At 70.2% G+C, this 17,463-nt stretch carries 16 protein-coding genes and 1 riboswitch; of the genes, 10 read left to right on the top strand and 6 right to left on the bottom strand.

Annotated elements, in window-relative coordinates; translation table 11 throughout:
• Positions 1-137: 137 nt before the first annotated feature.
• Positions 138-503 carry a hypothetical protein gene (locus ACZ5VQ_RS06200; protein ID WP_362087365.1) on the bottom strand — a complete coding sequence of 122 codons (366 nt, stop codon included), beginning with the start codon at positions 501-503 and terminating at the stop codon, positions 138-140.
• A gap of 160 nt (positions 504-663) precedes the next feature.
• Here ACZ5VQ_RS06200 and ACZ5VQ_RS06205 point away from each other — a divergent pair, with 160 nt between their 5' ends.
• From ACZ5VQ_RS06205 to ACZ5VQ_RS06245, 9 genes are all read left to right on the top strand, one after another.
• Positions 664-1,029: a hypothetical protein gene (locus ACZ5VQ_RS06205; RefSeq protein ID WP_362087368.1), complete on the top strand. Its 366-nt coding sequence runs from the start codon at positions 664-666 to the stop codon at positions 1,027-1,029.
• Positions 1,026-1,982 carry a DUF4388 domain-containing protein gene (locus ACZ5VQ_RS06210; protein ID WP_469103887.1) on the top strand — a complete coding sequence of 319 codons (957 nt, stop codon included), beginning with the start codon at positions 1,026-1,028 and terminating at the stop codon, positions 1,980-1,982. Before ACZ5VQ_RS06205 ends, ACZ5VQ_RS06210 begins: the two co-directional genes overlap by 4 nt.
• A 517-nt stretch (positions 1,983-2,499) precedes the next feature.
• Complete coding sequence (locus tag ACZ5VQ_RS06215; protein WP_362087374.1) at positions 2,500-2,889, top strand: roadblock/LC7 domain-containing protein; 390 nt, start codon at positions 2,500-2,502, stop codon at positions 2,887-2,889.
• 294 nt (positions 2,890-3,183) lie between these two features.
• Positions 3,184-4,578: an HD-GYP domain-containing protein gene (locus ACZ5VQ_RS06220; protein WP_469103888.1), complete on the top strand. Its 1,395-nt coding sequence runs from the start codon at positions 3,184-3,186 to the stop codon at positions 4,576-4,578.
• Between the two features lie 166 nt (positions 4,579-4,744).
• Positions 4,745-5,998, top strand: coding sequence for an HD-GYP domain-containing protein (locus ACZ5VQ_RS06225; protein WP_469103889.1), 1,254 nt, complete (start codon positions 4,745-4,747; stop codon positions 5,996-5,998).
• Positions 5,999-6,115: 117 nt separating this feature from the next.
• Entirely contained in the window at positions 6,116-7,096 is a 981-nt protein-coding gene (locus ACZ5VQ_RS06230; RefSeq protein ID WP_055617768.1) for a tetratricopeptide repeat protein, read from the top strand.
• Positions 7,097-7,245: 149 nt separating this feature from the next.
• Complete coding sequence (gene def / locus ACZ5VQ_RS06235; protein WP_055617767.1) at positions 7,246-7,899, top strand: peptide deformylase; 654 nt, start codon at positions 7,246-7,248, stop codon at positions 7,897-7,899.
• Positions 7,900-8,213: 314 nt separating this feature from the next.
• On the top strand, positions 8,214-9,299 hold the full coding sequence (gene cyc1, locus ACZ5VQ_RS06240; RefSeq protein ID WP_469103890.1) for an epi-isozizaene synthase: 1,086 nt from the start codon (positions 8,214-8,216) through the stop codon (positions 9,297-9,299).
• A complete protein-coding gene (locus ACZ5VQ_RS06245) occupies positions 9,296-10,666 on the top strand; it encodes a bifunctional albaflavenone monooxygenase/terpene synthase (RefSeq protein ID WP_469103891.1) in 1,371 nt (456 codons plus the stop codon). Before cyc1 ends, ACZ5VQ_RS06245 begins: the two co-directional genes overlap by 4 nt.
• Positions 10,667-10,681: 15 nt before the next feature.
• Here the strand turns inward: ACZ5VQ_RS06245 and ACZ5VQ_RS06250 are convergent, their stop codons facing one another.
• Complete coding sequence (locus ACZ5VQ_RS06250; RefSeq protein WP_469103892.1) at positions 10,682-11,653, bottom strand: helix-turn-helix domain-containing protein; 972 nt, start codon at positions 11,651-11,653, stop codon at positions 10,682-10,684.
• Positions 11,654-11,747: 94 nt separating this feature from the next.
• Here ACZ5VQ_RS06250 and ACZ5VQ_RS06255 point away from each other — a divergent pair, with 94 nt between their 5' ends.
• Positions 11,748-11,984, top strand: coding sequence for a hypothetical protein (locus tag ACZ5VQ_RS06255; protein ID WP_189837538.1), 237 nt, complete (start codon positions 11,748-11,750; stop codon positions 11,982-11,984).
• Here ACZ5VQ_RS06255 and ACZ5VQ_RS06260 read toward each other — a convergent pair.
• From ACZ5VQ_RS06260 to ACZ5VQ_RS06275, 4 genes are all read right to left on the bottom strand, one after another.
• A complete protein-coding gene (locus ACZ5VQ_RS06260; protein ID WP_469103893.1) occupies positions 11,897-12,940 on the bottom strand; it encodes a ribonucleotide-diphosphate reductase subunit beta in 1,044 nt (347 codons plus the stop codon). The genes ACZ5VQ_RS06255 and ACZ5VQ_RS06260 overlap by 88 nt on opposite strands.
• Entirely contained in the window at positions 12,940-15,372 is a 2,433-nt protein-coding gene (locus ACZ5VQ_RS06265) for a ribonucleoside-diphosphate reductase subunit alpha (RefSeq protein ID WP_469103894.1), read from the bottom strand. The genes ACZ5VQ_RS06260 and ACZ5VQ_RS06265 overlap by 1 nt, the downstream gene beginning before the upstream one ends.
• A 139-nt stretch (positions 15,373-15,511) precedes the next feature.
• A riboswitch (cobalamin riboswitch) is annotated at positions 15,512-15,652 on the bottom strand.
• Between the two features lie 76 nt (positions 15,653-15,728).
• Complete coding sequence (locus ACZ5VQ_RS06270) at positions 15,729-16,247, bottom strand: GNAT family N-acetyltransferase (protein ID WP_469103895.1); 519 nt, start codon at positions 16,245-16,247, stop codon at positions 15,729-15,731.
• Between the two features lie 109 nt (positions 16,248-16,356).
• The gene (locus tag ACZ5VQ_RS06275; protein WP_469103896.1) at positions 16,357-17,346 is read right to left on the bottom strand and encodes a nucleoside hydrolase; all 990 of its coding nucleotides are present in this window, start codon (positions 17,344-17,346) and stop codon (positions 16,357-16,359) included.
• Positions 17,347-17,463: the final 117 nt, after the last annotated feature.

Genomic DNA, 17,463 nt, shown 5'->3' on the forward strand with positions numbered 1-17,463 from the left:
CCCTTTTTTCTCCTCTTTGGCGTTCTTTTCCTCCTCTTGCCTTTCTCGACCACTCTCCCCTTCCCCCCCCCCCCCCGCCGCCGCATTGTGTTCCCCCTCCCTCCCCCGGGCAGCGGCGTCCGACGTCCGGGCCGTTTTCAGACTTCCAGGCCGTTCTCGATCCGCTTCAGGCTGTGCCGGGCCAGTGCCAGGTTGCTGCGGGAGCGGTCGAGCGCGAGGTAGAGGAAGAGCGAGCCGCTGCTGCTGCCGAGCGGGCGGATCAGGTGGTACTGCTTGCCCAGCGTGATCAGGATGTCCTCAATGGTGTCGTCCATCGCGAGCGACGCCAGCGTGCGCATCTTCGCGCGCACCACCTCGGTGTTGCCCGCGGCGGCCAGTTCCAGGTCGAGCGACGGGCCTCCGCCGAGCGTGCCGAGCGACATTCCGCTTTCGTAGTCGACGAGGGCGATGCCGATGGCCCCGTCCACGGTCATGGCTTCCTTGAGCGCGGTCTCGATGTTCACGTTGCCCCAATTCCTCAGTGACGCTGACGGTCGTTGCTCGTACAACTACGATCGAACACAAGTGGCTTGTGCGTCACAAAACATCAAATTTGTTACCTGTTGCGTTAGTTGATGTTCAAAGTACTGTGCGACGTTCGGACGTGAAGGGGGAAACGGGGAAATGACAACGGCCGTCGAAGCCTCCCTGGCCCGGCTCCTCGACTCCCCCGGAGTCACGGGTGTCGCCCTGGTCGACGCGGTCACAGGCCTCACCTACGGGGTGGCCGGGGACTCCGAGGAGGCCGCGGGCGGCCCGGAGTGCGCCGAACTCGCCGCACTCATCGTCGAACGGCTCGGACAGGCGGGCGCCGAGGGGGAGTTGGAGAGCGTGATCACCACCAGCGCGCGGCGCCATCAGGTGCTGCTCGCGGTGACACGGCCGGCCGGCGACCCCCTGCTGCTGGCGGCGGGCATGGACCGGGAGCGGGCCAACCTGGCGCTCGCCACGCGGAGTCTGGGCGACCGGGTCGCCGAGGTGCTCGCATGACGGGAGCCCCGGCGCGCAATCTGCCCGCGCTTCTGCAGGGGCTGCACGAGGAGGGCTTCACCGGCACGGTGCGGGTCTCCGGTTCCCCGGGCGGAACGATTCATCTGAGGGACGGTCTGATCGGCGCGGTCGAGACACCGGGCGCGCCGACCGCCACGTCGGTCCTGCTCACACCGGGCCGCATCGACGACGAGGCCTGGCTGGCCGCGTGTGCGGCGGAGCGTGACGTGGACCGGCTGGGCGGGCAGTTGGTGGCCGCGGGCCTGATCGGCGCCGCCGAACTGGAGGTCGTGTGCACCGCGGCCGTGTTCGACGCGGCCTTCGCCATGGCGCTGGGTCCGCCCGGCAGTTGGACGCTGGGCGACCCGGAGCCCACCCTCCTCGCGGTGCCCGGTGTGGAACCGCGGCGGCTGACCGAGGAGACCACCCGGCGTATGGCGCAGCTCTCCGGCCCGTGGGGGGCGCCGGGAGAACTCGCGCGTGTGCGGCCCACACCGGCTCCGGGCCCCGGGCCGGGCCGCCGGCTGCCGCAGCGCCATCAGTCCGTGCTGAACACCGTCAACGGGCGTCGCACGGCCCGGGACATCGCCTTCACGCTCGGCCGCGGGCTGTACGCGGTCATGCTCGACCTGACCCGCCTGGAAGCTCTGGAACTCGTCCGGTGGGAGGCGGGCAGGGAACCCGGCGGCCGGCCGAGCACCGCGCCGCGCGTACTGCCCGAACGGCGCTCCGCGACACCGCAGCCGTCGAGGTCCGGCGCCGGGTCGGGGTCAGGGTCGGGGTCAGGGTCCGGTTTCGGGTCGCAGTCGAAGGCCGAACCACTGCCGAGGCGCAGGCCCGGCGGTGCGTCGAGGGTGGGCGAAGGCCCGGCACGGGAGGGTCCGGCGGGCCAACGGCCCGCGGGGGGAAGCAATGCTTTTGCCGCAGGGAACGACGGGGGGACGGGGGGGTAGTGAGTTCACGCAGACGTCGGGCAGCGATGCGCCGACGGAGCACGGAGGCCGAAGCGAGGCGGGCCGCGAAACGGCGGACCCGAGGACCGGACGCGGACGCCCCACAGGCGCGGCCCGGACGCTCCACCGAATCCGGCACTCAGTCGCAGGTTCCACAGGCACCGCAGCTCCCACAGGCGCCGCAGGTGCAACAGGTCCCGCCGGTGCAACAGACACAGCCGGTACAACAGGCACCGACGTCGCGACCGGTACCACCGGTCGGGAGACCGCCGCTGCCCGTGCGGGGCGCGGGCTCGTCGTCCGGGGCCGACGGGGACACCGCCGGTGAATCTCCGGGGGCGCAGCCGTTCGTTCTCCCCATGCTCTCGCCCGAGGACCTGGCCGCCGACCAGCCCTCCATCGACATGCTGCGCCGGGTCCGCCGGGGCCTGACGGGACTGCCGGAATCCGACTGACCCTCGGAACACGCCAGTTGGACCGTACCAGGATTGCATATGCCTTTAGCAAGGAGCTCGTCATGAGTGAACAGCCGCCGCCCAGTCCCCTGACCGAGATCCTGACCGCTCTGCGGGACCGGGTGATGGGGATCTCCCAGAGCGTTCTGTCCACGGCGGACGGCCTCCTCGTCGTCCACGACTCGGACTCCGTCCACCCCGAGTCCGTCGCAGCGCTGGCCGCCGCGACGCTCGGAGTCGGGCGGCGGATGGCGGACCAGGCGGGCGTCGGCGCGCTCCGCGAGGTGGTGGCGAGGTGCGGCTCAGGACACGTCATCGTGATGGCGGTCGGCGACCGGGCACTGCTGACCGTCATGGGGGACGACGGCCTCGACATCCCCGCGTTTCAGCGCGAGTCACCGGCGACGGTGGAGGAGCTGAGCCGGGCGCTCGCGGCCGATGTGGCGCACTGACGGCTTCGACGAGGCTCTGACGAGGCTCTGACGGTGCTCTGACGGCGATCTGACGGTGCTCTGACGGCGCAAAGGCACGCGCAAGGAACACGCAAGGACGGCGCAGCACCCCGCGCGTACGCGGCTCACTCGAACGGGCGAATCTGCCTTCTGGGCCCGACGAATCGTTCCATGCCTCCCCCGAGCCGTGCCCGGCCGTCCTATCGTCCATGTCCCAAGGCCTGTACGGGGCTTGTGCCGGAGCCGCCCCGCCCGGTCGGCCGACAGGTGCCGGGCCACAGGGAAGGGAGCGCCATGCGGCCGGTTTCGCCGTGGGCGCGTGTCTACGTCGTCTGCACCGCGCTCGGAGCGGCGTGCTGCGCCCTCCCGCTGCCGGCCACGCACGCCCCGTGGGGTGCGGTGCTGCTCTTCGCGGTGCTCTGCGCGGGGTGCGAACTGCTCGCCGGAAGCCGGTTCGCGGCGGGCCGCACACCCGAGGGCGCGGGGGTCGCCGGGGAACCGGGCGGTTCCCCCAGATGGCACACGCCCGTGCTCCTCGCCGCGGCCTTTCTGCTGCCGCCTCCTGCCGCGGCGCTCGTGGCTCTGCCGGGGGCGCTGCTGACCCGGGTCGAGCAGCGGCCGCGGTGGCTGCGACAGGTGTGGCGGGCCGGGCAGCTCGCGCTCGCGGCGTGGGCCGCCTCGTGGGTGCACCGGGCGCTGGGCGGGCGGGACGCGGTCCTCTCGTCCGACTTCCCGTACGTCCTCGTGACCGCCGGTGCGGCCGTCGTGGCGTTCTGCCTGGTGCTGACCGTGCTCGACGGCGGAATCCTGGTGCTCGCCGAGCGGGTGCCCGCACGGGCCGCCTGGCGTGGTCTCTTCCTCCGCTCGCTCGCGCCCGTCGCCGTGCACGGGCTCGCCGGGCTGATGATGGCGGTGTTCTGGCGCAGTCCGTACGGGCCGGTCGCCGCGCTCCTCGTGCTGTTGCCGATGTACGTGTCGTGGTGGGTGTTCGCGCAGTACCACCGGGAACGGGCCGCCCACCAGGCGACCATCCGGGCGCTCGTGCAGGCCGTCGACATCAAGGACGGGTACACGCGCGGGCACAGCGAGCGGGTGGGGCAGGCGTCGATGGTGATCGCGCGCGAACTCGGCATGGACGACGAGCGGGCCGAGGTCCTCAGGTTCGCCGGGATCCTCCACGACGTGGGCAAACTCGGGGTCCCCACACGGCTGTTGCGCAAGGACGGGCCGCTCACGCCGGAGGAGCGGCGGGTGATCGAACTGCATCCCGAGTACGGGCACGAGATGGTGCGCGGGATCGGTTTCCTGGGGGAGGCCAGGTCGGCGATCCTGCATCACCACGAGCGGCTGGACGGGAGCGGGTATCCGTACGGGCTCAAGGGGGGCCAGATCCCGGAGTTCGCGCGGGTGGTGGCGGTCGCGGACGCCTTCGACGCGATGACGTCGACCCGGTCGTACCGGAGGGCGCGGCCTGTTGCGGCCGCGCTGGAGGAGTTGGAGCGGTGTGCGGGGGCGCAGTTCGATCCGCGGATGGTGGAGGCGCTTGTGCGGGGGCTTGCCCGCAGGGGGTGGCATCCCGTGGTCACGGCGGACGAGACGCCGCTGCGCGGCGATTCCTACCCACCCGCTCCGCCCGTTTCCAGCACGCCACCAGGTCAACGCAAAGGCGTAGGCGAGACCACGCCATGAGCGTCTCCGGCACCGCGCCGCCCTCACGAGCCACCGACTCCCACCCCCGCCCGCCCGGCCGAACCCCCTCTTCGTGCTCCGCCTGCCGTGTCTCCGTACGCCACCGAGCGCCCACCCCCCACTCCGCCCGCCGAGTCACCGCCCGCACGGCCCGTCGGAGGTCCCCGTGAACCGGTCGCGCCCCCTGTCCGTGCTCACCCTCGCCCGCGTCGCCGCTGCCCTCCTCGCGGTCGTCGCCCTCGTCGCCACCCTCTGGCACGGCCTCGACGAACGCGGGGTCGCTCTCGCGTTCGGCGTGCTGATCGCCGTTGGGGAGCTGGGCCGGTGGGGCGGGGCGGAGCAGCGGGAGTCGGCGCCGCTCGGGGCGGCCGGAGCGCTCGCGTACGCGCTGCTCGGGGAGAACGGCGGGCAGAGCACCCACCACGGGGTCCTGCAGACCGTCGCCGTCGTCGTGGCGGCCTCGTTGGTGGGGTGCGTGCCCCATGTGGCCAAGGGGCACGGGCCCACCGCCGACCACCTCACGCGGCGCGTGCTGACCGTCGCCTTCGCCGCCGTGTGCTTCCAACCCCTCTACAACCAGGGCAGGTTGAGGGAGTGGGCCGAGGACGGACCCACGTACGCGGCCCTCGTCGTCGCGCTTCTCGTGCTCTCCGCGCTGTGGGACGCCGTACTGGCCGCCGCCATGGCGCACGCGCGGACCCGCTGGCCGTTCGGGCCGCTGCTGCGGGACGAACTGCGGGGCACGCTCGGCATCGGGTCGGCGGTCTGCGCGACCGGCGCCGTGATGGCGCTCGCGGTCGCCGTCGCCGGCCTGTGGGCGCTGCCCGTGTTCTCCCTGCCGCTGCTGCTCACCCAGCTGTCCTTCCGGCGGTACGCGGCCGTACGGACCACCTACCGCCAGACCATCGCCTCCCTCGCCCGGGCCACCGAGATCGCCGGCTGCACCCCGCCGGGCCATGCCAGACGCGTGGCCGCGCTCAGCCGGGCCGTCGGCCGTGAGCTGGGGCTTTCCGAGCCCGAACTGACCGTTCTGGAGTACGCGGCCCTGATGCACGACATCGGTCAGCTGTCGCTCGTCGATCCCGTTCCCGCGGGGGCCACGGCCTCCCTCGCCCCCGACGACCAGCGGCGCATCGCCCTGCTCGGCGGCGCCGTGGTGCGCCAGACCGGGGTGGACGCGGAGGTCGCCGTGGTGGTGGAGCGCCAGGCGGACCCGTACCGCGAACAGCCGGTCAGCGCCAGAATCGTACGGGCGGTCAACGCGTACGAGGAGAAAGCCAGGGAAGCAGGTCCCGGTGGGCCCCTCAGGGCGTTGGAGGAGCTGAGGCTCGGCACCGCCCGGGACTATCAGCCCGAGGTGGTGGAGTCGCTGGCCAGGGTGCTGGCGAGGGGCAGTCTTATGCTGCCCCTGGCTGGGTAACCCATGGGTAATGAGCGCCCGTCCGACCGTCCGTGGTTGGATGCGAGGAAGAGGACATCAGGGGGCACAGTCCAGCCCGAGGCTGCACGCTCTTCAACGAACTGGCAGGCGGGAATCGTGAGGATCTTCGGCAAGGGACGGCACCGGCCCTCCGCCTCATGGCGGCAGGCCACCGACCGTGCGTTCACGCTGATCGGCGATGGCCGGTACGAGGACGCGGGGGCGCTGCTGACGCGCGCCGCGGACCTGGAGCCCTGGCTGTCCGAGTCCTGGTTCAACCTCGCGCTCCTGCACAAGTTCCGGCACGACTGGGAGCAGGCGCGGGCGGCCGGACTGAGGGCCGTGGCACTGCTCGACCGGGAGACCGGGGCCCCTGATTGGTGGAACGTCGGCATCGCGGCCACCGCCCTCCAGGACTGGCCGCTCGCGCGGCGGGCCTGGCAGGCCTACGGACTGCGGGTGCCGGGCGGCGCCACCGCCTCGGGCGAACCGGTGGGCATGGACCTCGGCAGCGCGGCCGTACGGCTGTCGCCCGAGGGTGAGGCCGAGGTCGTGTGGGGGCGGCGCCTCGACCCCGCCCGGATCGAGGTCCTCTCCATTCCGCTGCCGTCCTCCGGGCGGCGCTGGGGCGAGGTCGTGCTGCACGACGGGGTTCCGCACGGTGAGCGGACGACCGCCGCGGGGCACTCCTATCCCGTGTTCGACGAGATCGAGCTGTGGGCACCCTCTCCCGTGCCGACCTGGGTGGTCCTCCTTGAGGCGGAGACCGAGGACGACCGGAACGCCCTGGAGCGGCTGGCGGCCGACGCCGGGTTCGCCGCGGAGGACTGGTCGTCGTCGGTTCGGCTGCTCTGTCGGATGTGTTCCGAGTCCCGGATGCCGTCCGACGAGGGGGACGGGGAGCATCTCGATCCGCACGATCACAGTGAGCCGGGACATCCGGGGCCCCTCGGGCACCGGACCGACGGCCAGCTGTGGGTGCCCGAGCGGGAGTGCGGGCTTGCCGCCCCCGCCTCGTTGGTGAGGGGGTTGCTGGACGGGTGGGTTGCCGACAGTCCTGACTCCCGGGACTGGCGGGATCTGGAAGAGGTTTGTTAGGGGTTGCACGGACCGTTGTCGGTTGCGGCTGCGCTGTGGCTTGTCGCGCAGTTCCCCGCGCCCCTGAAGGGGCGCCCCGTGCCCGGGGCGTGCCCCCGTACCCTGTTCAGCATCACAACCCAGTTTTCCGAGGAAGGCTTACGTCGGTCATGGCGCAGCAGGACACCGATCAGCAGCACGTGGGCGTGCTCCCCGTGGACGACGAGGGCTTCGTCATCGACAGCGAGGACGACGCGGGGGAGCGTGAGGCGGCCTATCGCGGGCGCGGCAGCTCGCGGCCCATCACGGTCGTCGGGAACCCCGTACTGCACAAGGAGTGCAAGGACGTCACGGAGTTCGGCGACGACCTCGCCAAGCTGGTCGACGACATGTTCGCCAGCCAGCACACCGCCGAGGGTGTGGGCCTGGCCGCCAACCAGGTCGGCGTCGACCTGAAGGTCTTCGTCTACGACTGCCCGGACGACGAGGGCAAGCGGCACGTGGGCGTGGTCTGCAACCCCGTGCTCGTCGAGCTGCCCGCCGAGCGGCGCCAGCTGGACGAGAGCAACGAGGGCTGCCTGTCGGTGCCGACGGCGTACGCGCCGCTGGCCCGGCCCGACTACGCCGAGGTCACCGGGCAGGACGAGAAGGGCAACCCGATCAAGGTGCGCGGCACCGGCTACTTCGCGCGCTGTCTCCAGCACGAGACGGACCACCTGTACGGGTACCTGTACATCGACCGGCTCTCCAAGCGCGAGCGCAAGGACGCGCTGCGGCAGATGGCCGAGAACGAGCCGCGCTACCCCGTCGTCGCGAACGACTGATTCGGACAACCTCTGAGTCCGAGAATGACAGTTGGGGCGTGAGCGTCCCGTACCCACGACGCCTGGTCGGAGCACCCTCCGACCAGGCGTCGTTCGTCTGTGCGTCGCACGTTCGATCCCTTGTGCGCACGCAATGATCCATATTGAGTCACGGGAGGGGAGATTCTCGGCACGGTGGGGTAGTGAGTGAAGCAAATCCGTTCCCAGAACGGTCAGTTGTGGTGCTGAATGGGAAGTGCGGGGATACGCAACGGCGCACGCCCGGCACAGCGGGAGGGGCGTGTCGCCAACAGGCGGCTGAGAGGGGTTTGTTCGTGCCTGCTTTCCCACAGAGCACCACAACGACGCACACCGCGATCTCGGTTCCACCGGCGCTCTCTCTCCCGGTGATCGAGAGGGAGTTTCCCCGTCAACTCCATCCGTATTGGCCCCGGCTTCAGGAGAAGACCAGGGCCTGGCTCCTGGAAAAACGCCTCATGTCCCCGGACAAGGTCGAGGCATATGCCGACGGGCTTTGCTACACGGACCTCATGGCGGGCTACTACATTGGCGCGCCCGACCAGGTCCTCCAGGCGATAGCGGACTACAGCGCGTGGTTCTTCGTCTGGGACGACCGTCACGACCGCGACGTCATACACGGCCGGCCGGAGGCCTGGCGCAGGCTCCGGCGCCGGCTGCACACGGCTCTCGACTCCCCGTGGGACCACCTGCACCACCAGGATCCCCTGGTCGCGGGGTTCGCGGACAGCATGGTGCGGCTGTACTCGTTCCTGGGCGAGGGGTGGAACATCCGGTTCGCCGACGACTTCCACGCCGTCATCGAGGCGTACGACCAGGAATTCCGCAACCGAACGGAAGGCATTGTCCCGACCGTCGACGAATATCTCGAACTACGGCGGATGACTTTCGCGCACTGGATCTGGATCGACCTGCTGGAGCCGAGCGCCGAGTACGAACTTCCCGCCGCCGTGCGGCAGAACCCCGCATATCGGCGGGCTTCGTTGCTGTGCCAGGATTTCGCCGCCTGGTACAACGATCTGTGTTCGCTCCCGAAAGAAATAGCGGGCGACGAGGTGCACAATCTCGGGATCAGTCTCATTCACCACGAGGGAATGCGACTCGAAGAAGCGGTGAAGGAAGTGAGGCGTCGGGTCGAGGAATGCATCAGCGAATTCCTCGACGTCGAGAAGGAGGTATTGCGGTACGCCGACCGGATCGACAGCGGCTCCGCGCGGGGCGCCGAATTGGCGGACGCCGTGCGCGCGTGTCTGTTCAATATGCGGAACTGGTTCAGTTCCGTGTACTGGTTCCACCACGAGTCCGGCCGGTACATGGTCGACAACTGGGACGACCGCTCCACACCCCCGTACGTCAACAACGAAGCGGCAGGTGAGAAATGACCGTCGAGTCCGTGCGGCCCGCTGCACCTCAGGCGGCAGAACTGTCCACCCCGCCCCTCGCCGGGGGCGGTGTCCCCGGCCTCGGTCACGGCCTGAAACTGGTCCGTGACCCGCTGGGCTTCCTGGCCCGGCTGCGCGACCAGGGCGACGTCGTCCGGCTGAGGCTCGGCCCGAAGACGGTGTACGCGGTCACCACGCCGGCCCTCACCGGGGAGCTGGCACTGAACCCCGACTTCAAGATCGACGGTCCTCTGTGGGAATCCCTCGAAGGCCTGCTCGGCAAGGAGGGAGTGGCGACCGCCAACGGACCGCGGCACCGACGCCAGCGGCGGACCATCCAGCCCGCGTTCCGGCTCGACATCATCCCCGAGTACGGGCCGATCATGGAGGAGGAGGCACACGCCCTCGCCGACCGCATGGGGTCCGGCGAGACGGTCGACTGCACCTCGGAGTCGTTCCGGGTCGCCGTCCGTATCGCCGCCCGCTGTCTGCTGCGCGGCGACTTCATGGACGAGCGCGCCGAGCGGCTGAGCATCGCGCTCGCCACGGTGTTCCGCGGCATGTACCGGCGGATGGTGATCCCGGCGGGGCCGCTCTATCGGCTGCCGCTTCCGGCCAATCGCAAATTCGACCGTGCATTGGCCGATTTGCACCTCCTGGTCGACGAGATCGTCGCCGAACGCCGGGCATCCGGTCAAAAGCCGGACGATTTGCTGACGGCATTGCTGGAAGCGAAGGACGAGAATGGCGACCCGATCGGCGAACAGGAGATCCACGATCAGGTCGTCGCGATACTCACCCCCGGCAGTGAAACCGTCGCCTCCACGATCATGTGGCTGCTGCAAGTCCTCACCGAACATCCGGAACACGCGGACCGCGTACGCGAAGAGGTCGAATCCGTCGCGGGGGACCGTCCGGTCGCATTCGCGGACGTACGGAAGCTGTCCCACACGAACAATGTCGTCGTCGAGGCCATGCGGCTGCGTCCCGCCGTATGGATATTGACGCGCCGGGCCGTGACCGAAACCGAACTGGGCGGGTATCGCATTCCGGCCGGGGCGGACATCGTCTACAGCCCGTACGCGATCCAGCGCGATCCGCGGTCGTACGACGGCAACCTGGAGTTCGACCCCGACCGCTGGCTTCCCGAGCGCGCCAAGGACGTGCCGAAGTACGCGATGAGTCCGTTCAGCGTGGGCAACCGGAAGTGCCCGAGCGACCACTTCTCGATGGCCCAGCTCAGCCTCATCACGGCGGCGGTGGCCTCGCGCTGGCGCCTGGAGCAGGTGTCCGACTCCAACGACACGACCCGGGTCGGCATCACGCTGCGGCCGCACCGGCTGCTGCTGAGGGCGGTGGCCCGCTGAGTGCGCGGCGCACGTTCAGGCGGCCTCGGAGCCTCTGAACGTGCGCCGGTACGCGTTCGGGGTCGTCCCGAGCAGGCGGACGAACTGGTGGCGCAGCGCGGCAGCGGTCCCGAACCCCGTGCGGTCCGCGATGAAGTCCATGGTCTCGTCCGTGGCCTCCAGCAACTCCTGTGCCAGCAGCACCCGTTGACGCAGCAGCCAGCGGTACGGGGTCGTGCCCGTCTCCTGCTGGAAGCGGCGGGCGAACGTGCGCGGGGACATGAGCGCGCGAGCGGCGAGCTGTTCGACGGTCACCTCCTCGTCGAGGTGGCGCTCCATCCAGGCGAGCACCTCGCCGACCGTGTCGCACTGCGAGCGCGGCAGCGGCCGCTCGATGTACTGGGCCTGGCCGCCGTCCCGGTGCGGGGGTACCACCATGCGGCGGGCGATGGCGTTGGCGATCTCGGGGCCCTGCTCCTTGCGGACGATGTGCAGACAGGCGTCGATGCCGGCCGCGGTGCCCGCGGAGGTGACCACCGGGTCGTCGTCCACGTACAGCACGTCCGGCTCGACCCTCGCCCGCGGGTACTGCCGGGCCAGCGTGTCCACGTGCTGCCAGTGCACGGCGCAGCGCCGCCCGTCCAGGAGCCCGGCGGCGCCCAGCACGAAGACCCCGGAGCAGACGCTCAGGACCCGGGCCCCGCGGTCCACGGCCCGGCGCAGTGCGTCGAGCATCTCGGGCGGATACTCGCGCACGGCGTAGGTGCTCCCGGCGGGTACGACGACCAGGTCGGCCTCTTCCAGCCGGTCGAGCCCGTACGGAGTGGCGACCGTGAACCCGGGGACGTGGGTGCTGAGGCTCGCGCCCGGAGTCTCCGCGGAGACCACCGCGAAGTCGTACACCGGCAGCCCCTCGTCGCTGCGGTCGAGGCCGAACACCTCGCAGACCACACCGAGTTCAAAAGGATGCACACCGTCGAGCAGGACGACAGCCACGTTGTTGAGCATGTTTCCCAGTGTGCACCCGATCTGGCAGGAAATCGAGGGTGTGCGGCAGTACTGCCACTCACGGTAAGGAGCAATCGGCGCGACAGTGGTGTCCATGGAAACGACACAGCTGGAAGGCCTGATCTCAATGCTCTTCGTCCTCGGAATCCTGGTCCTGCTCGTCCTCCCCTCGGTGATCGGCATCGTGCGCGACCGGCGCATCGACCGTCAGCTCAGGGAGGCCGAGCAGGGACACCGCAAGGATCAGAAGTCCTCGTCGAAGCCGACCGAACCCTCCACGGCCACCTGGTACGCCGAAGGCCGGCGCTCGAAGAAGTTGGTCAGCTCCTGAACGCCCTGCAGCTCCATGAAGGAGAAGGGGTTCTCGGAGCCGTACACCGGAGCGAAGCCGAGGCGCGTCAGGCGCTGGTCGGCGACACACTCCAGGTACTGCCTCATCGAGTCGGTGTTCATCCCCGGGAGGCCGTCACCGCACAGGTCGCGCGCGAACTGCAGTTCGGCCTCGACGGCCTCCCGGAGCATGTCGGTGACCTGCTCCCGGAGCCGGTCGTCGAAGAGCTCCGGCTCCTCCTTGCGGACGGTGTCCACGACCTCGAAGGCGAAGCTCATGTGCATCGTCTCGTCGCGGAACACCCAGTTGGTGCCCGTCGCCAGACCGTGCAGCAGACCCCGGCTGCGGAACCAGTAGACGTACGCGAAGGCACCGTAGAAGAACAGCCCCTCGATGCACGCGGCGAAGCAGATGAGGTTGAGCAGGAAGCGGCGGCGGTCGGCCTTGGTCTCCAGCCGGTCCAGCTTCTCCACCGAGTCCATCCACCTGAAGCAGAACTCGGCCTTCTCGCGGATGGACGGGATGCTCTCGACGGCGTCGAAGGCCGCCGCCCTGTCCGCCGGGTCGGGCAGGTAGGTGTCGAGCAGCGTCAAGTAGAACTGGACGTGCACCGCCTCCTCGAAGAGCTGACGGCTCAGATACAGCCGCGCCTCGGGGGAGTTGATGTGCTTGTAGAGCGTCAGCACCAGGTTGTTCGACACGATCGAGTCGCCCGTCGCGAAGAACGCGACCAGCCGGCCGATCATGTGCTGCTCGCCCGGTGACAGCTTCGCCAGGTCGGTGACGTCCGAGTGGAGGTCGACCTCCTCGACGGTCCAGGTGTTCTTGATCGCGTCCCGGTAGCGCTCGTAGAAGTCCGGGTAGCGCATGGGACGCAGAGTCAGCTCGAAGCCCGGGTCGAGCAGGTTCTTCTGGACCTTCTCGGCGTTCTCTGTGTTCTCGGGAGCGGTGGTCATTACTGGCAGGCCTCGCAGGACTCGGGGTTCTCAAGTGAGCAGGCGACGGCGTCCTCGTCGGGAGTCGCCTGTACGGGAATGGGGGCGCCCGCGGCCGACGAGGAACCCGCGGCACGGGCGATGCGCGTCGCCGGGCGCGAGCGCAGGTAGTACGTCGTCTTCAGCCCCGACTTCCAGGCGTACGCGTACATCGAGGAGAGCTTGCCGATGGTAGGCGTCTCCAGGAACAGGTTCAGCGACTGGGACTGGTCCAGGAACGGGGTCCGGGCCGCCGCCATGTCGATCAGGTCGCGCTGCGGGATCTCCCACGCCGTGCGGTACAGATCGCGCACGTCCTGCGGCACCCATGTGAAGCCCTGCACCGAGCCGTTCGACTCGCGCAGCGCCTCCCGGGTCTGGGTGTCCCACACGCCGAGCTTCTTCAGCTCCGCCACCAGGTAGGAGTTGACCTGGAGGAACTCGCCGGAGAGGGTCTCGCGCTTGAAGAGGTTGGAGACCTGAGGCTCGATGCACTCGTAGACGCCCGCGATGGACGCGATCGTCGCGGTGGGCGCGATCGCGAGCAGCAGCGAGTTGCGCATGCCGACCGAGGTGATCCGCTCCCGCAGCGCGGCCCAGCGCTCCGGCCAGTTGAGCTCCACGTCGTAGTGGTCGGGGTGCAGCACCCCCTGTGCCGTACGGGTCTTCTCCCAGGCGGGCAGCGGGCCGTTGCGCTCGGCGAGGTCGACGGACGCCTCGTACGCGGCGAGCATGACGCGTTCGGCGATCCGGGTGGAGAGCGCCTTGGCCTCGGCGGAGTCGAAGGGCATCCGCAGCTTGAAGAAGACGTCCTGCAGACCCATCGCGCCCAGGCCCACCGGCCGCCACCTGGCGTTGGAGCGGCCCGCCTGCTCGGTCGGGTAGAAGTTGATGTCGACGACCCGGTCGAGGAAGGTGACGGCGGTACGGACGGTCGAGTCCAGCCGCTCCCAGTCGATGACCTCGGTGGCCCCGGGGGCCGTGATCACGAACGCGCCGAGGTTGACCGAACCGAGGTTGCAGACCGCCGTCTCGCCGTCGTCCGTGACCTCCAGGATCTCCGTGCAGAGGTTGGAGGAGTGGACCGTGTGGCCGGGCAGCGCGGTCTGGTTGGCCGTGCGGTTGGCGGCGTCCTTGAAGGTCATCCAGCCGTTGCCGGTCTGCGCGAGGGTGCGCATCATGCGGCCGTACAGATCGCGGGCCGGGATGGTCTTCTTGGCGAGCCCCTGGTCCTCCGCCTTGCGGTAGGCGGCGTCGAACTCCTCGCCCCACAGGTCGACCAGCTCGGGCACGTCCGACGGCGAGAACAGCGACCACACGCGGTCCTCGTTCACCCGGCGCATGAACTCGTCCGGGATCCAGTGCGCGAGGTTCAGGTTGTGCGTACGGCGGGCGTCCTCACCGGTGTTGTCGCGCAGCTCCAGGAACTCCTCGATGTCGGAGTGCCAGGTCTCCAGGTAGACCGCGGCCGCGCCCTTGCGCCGGCCGCCCTGGTTCACGGCGGCGACCGAGGCGTCGAGCGTCTTCAGGAACGGGACGATGCCGTTGGAGTGCCCGTTCGTCCCGCGGATCAGGGAACCGCGCGAGCGGACACGGGAGTACGCGATGCCGATGCCGCCCGCGTGCTTCGAGAGGCGGGCCACCTGGTGGTACCGGTCGTAGATGGAGTCCAGCTCGTCCAGCGGGGAGTCGAGGAGGTAGCAGGACGACATCTGGGGGTGCCGCGTACCGGAGTTGAAGAGCGTGGGGGAGGACGGCAGGTAGTCGAGGCGGCTCATCAGCCGGTACAGCGCGGCCACTTCGTCGAGGGCGCGGGTCCCCGCTTTTGAATCGAGCACGGTGTCCTCGGCGAGACCGCTCGCCACGCGCAGCATGAAGTGCTGGGGCGTCTCGATGACGGACCGCGTGATCGGGTGCCGCAGCAGATACCGGCTGTGCAGCGTGCGCAGGCCGAAGTAGCCGAAGCGGTCGTCCCCTTCGAGGTCGATCAGCGCGTCCAGACGGGCCGCGTGGGTCCGTACGAACTCGGCGGTGCGGTCGGCGATCAGGCCCTCGCGGTGGCCGACCGCGACGGACTCGGAGAAGGACCTGACCCCCTGCGAGGCGGCCTCCTCGGCGATGCCGATCGTCAGCAGACGGGCGGCCAGCTTCGAGTACACGGGGTCCTCGGAGATGAGGCCCGCGGCCGCCTCCGTGGCCAGCTCGCGCAGCTCCGCGGTGATCCCGTCGGCCCCCACGGAGGACCGGCCGCGCAGCGCGGCGGCGGCGACCCTGCCGGGATCGGCGTCGGGAAGGTCGGCGGTGAGGTCGGTCAGGGTCCGCAGCAACACGGTTCCCGGTCCGTCGGCCTCGGCCCTGTCCTGCTGGTACTGGGGCGCTTTCGCTGAGACCGGATCGGCTGGCGCGATGGTCACGTGGGGCTCTCCCTCGCTCGGCACGGGGCCTGCGGGGAGAGGGGTTCGGGGCACACGGGGGTACACGCTCTGCGCAGCGGTACGCCGCGTCCACCGGCCCACTCCGCGAGGCCCGGACGTCATGGCACCCGGGCCGGGTGGCCTGGGCACGCTGTCGGCAGGTCCTCGGACTGACCAGGCGCACGGCTCTCCCCTGGGGACAGACATGCACAAGTACACCGTTGCGGGACAGTTCCGGATTTGCACCGGATTCCCCTGCGGCGACAACGAGCATGAGCATACATCTTGTGCCGGGCTCGGGAAGCACCCCCACATGTTGTGTGTCGTATCGGCTTCGGAGGGTGTATCGGTATGTGTCAGAGCGTCAACTCGTAGGTGAGCAGCATGATGTCGTCGAGGTCCGGGATCGGGTTCCAGTCGCGGTCCGGGGCGCGGGTGAAGCCGAGGCGTCCGTAGATGCGATGGGCGCTGTGCATGGTGCGCTGGGTGGACAGCACGAGGCGTACGCAGCCGTCCGTGGCCCGGGCGCGGTCGACGCAGGCGCGCACGAGAGCCTCTCCGGCGCCGTGCCCGCGGGCCTCCTTCGCGACCGCCAGCATCCGTATCTCGGCCTCGCCCTCGCGTGCGATGTCGGCCATCGGACCGCCGGACGGGACGAAGGTCACGCAGCCGACGACCCGCTCGCCCGCGCCTGTCCCCACCACGGCCACCAGTACGTCCGCTGCGGCGGCCCGCTTCGCCACGTCCCGCAGCTCGCCCAGATACTCGTCGCTCTCCCCGAAGTCGAGCAGCCCGTCCCCGAGATAGGCCTGCGCGGTGATCTCGCCCACAGCCTCGTACTCCTCGGGCTTCGCCCGTCTGATCACGATGTCCATGCTTGGCAGTGTGCCGGAGGGGTACGGCAAGGGGCCGCCGAGTTTCTCGCGCACCGGTGCCGGTGCCGGGGCCGTCGCGCCGGTGCCAGGGGCGTCCGAGGGGGCGGGCTCAGCCCACGGCCGGCCACTGCGGCAGGGCCGTGACGAAGTCCTTCGTGAAGTCGCGTGGGCCCGGGCCGAGGGCCACGCGGCCCGTGTGGCGGGTGCGGGCGGTCAGGGCGGGCGACTCCGTGTAGTAGTTCCGTTGGGCGGCCGCGGGGACGAACACGGTCTGGCCGCGGGTGAGTTCGCTGGCGCACTCGACGACGACGGCTCCCTCCGCGAGCGTCACGAAGGATTCGTCCGCGCACACGCCCACGGCGAGCGGGTCGTGCAGCGGGCAGGAGTCGCCTCCGCCGTGGCGGCGGTAGGAGTCGATGTAGAACCGCAGCAGCCGGGCCGCGAGCGCCGTGCCCGCCCCCGCAGCCTCCAGCGCGGCGAGGTCGGCGGGGCCGAAGAGCCAGCGGTGCGAGGCGTCCAGGTCGACCATGGTGAACGGGATGCCCGAGGAGAGCACCACCTCGGCGGCGTCCGGGTCCGCCCACATGTTGAACTCGGCGACCGGGGTGATGTTTCCGGGCACCTGCGCGTTGCCGCCCATGAACACGAACTTCTTCACTCGGTGGGCGAAGGCCGGGTCCTCCAGGAGCGCGATGGCCACGTTGGTGAGCGGGCCGGTGGCGCACACCGTCAGCTCGCCCTCGTGCTCCCGGGAGAGCCGCAGCAGTGCCTGTGCGGAGGACTCCGTCAGGTGTGCGGCGGTCGAGTCGGGGAGTGTCTCGTGGCCGAGGCCCTCGGGGCCGTGGAAGTGGCCGGCGGCCGTGTACGGGAGGCGGGTGAGGGGGCGGGCCGCTCCGCGGTGGACCGGGATGTCGGTGTCGATACGGAGGGCTCTCGCGAGGGCGCGGGCGTTGCGGTAGGTCTGCTCGGCGGGGAGGTTGCCGCCCACGGAGGTGTAGGCCCTGAGGTCCCACCTGCCTGTGCCCAGGAGGTACTGGAGAGCCACGGCGTCGTCTATGCCGGGATCACTGTCGAGGACGATCGGCGAACCAACGCTCATGACGCCCAGCGTAACCGCGGACTGCCGTGCCGCCAGGGGCAGTTGTCGCCCCCGCCGCCCCTACCCGTCCCGTCCCTGGGGGCTGCGCCCCCAGACCCCCCCTTTCGGCCTGAACGG

This window comes from Streptomyces sp. NPDC033178 (genome assembly GCF_055577685.1).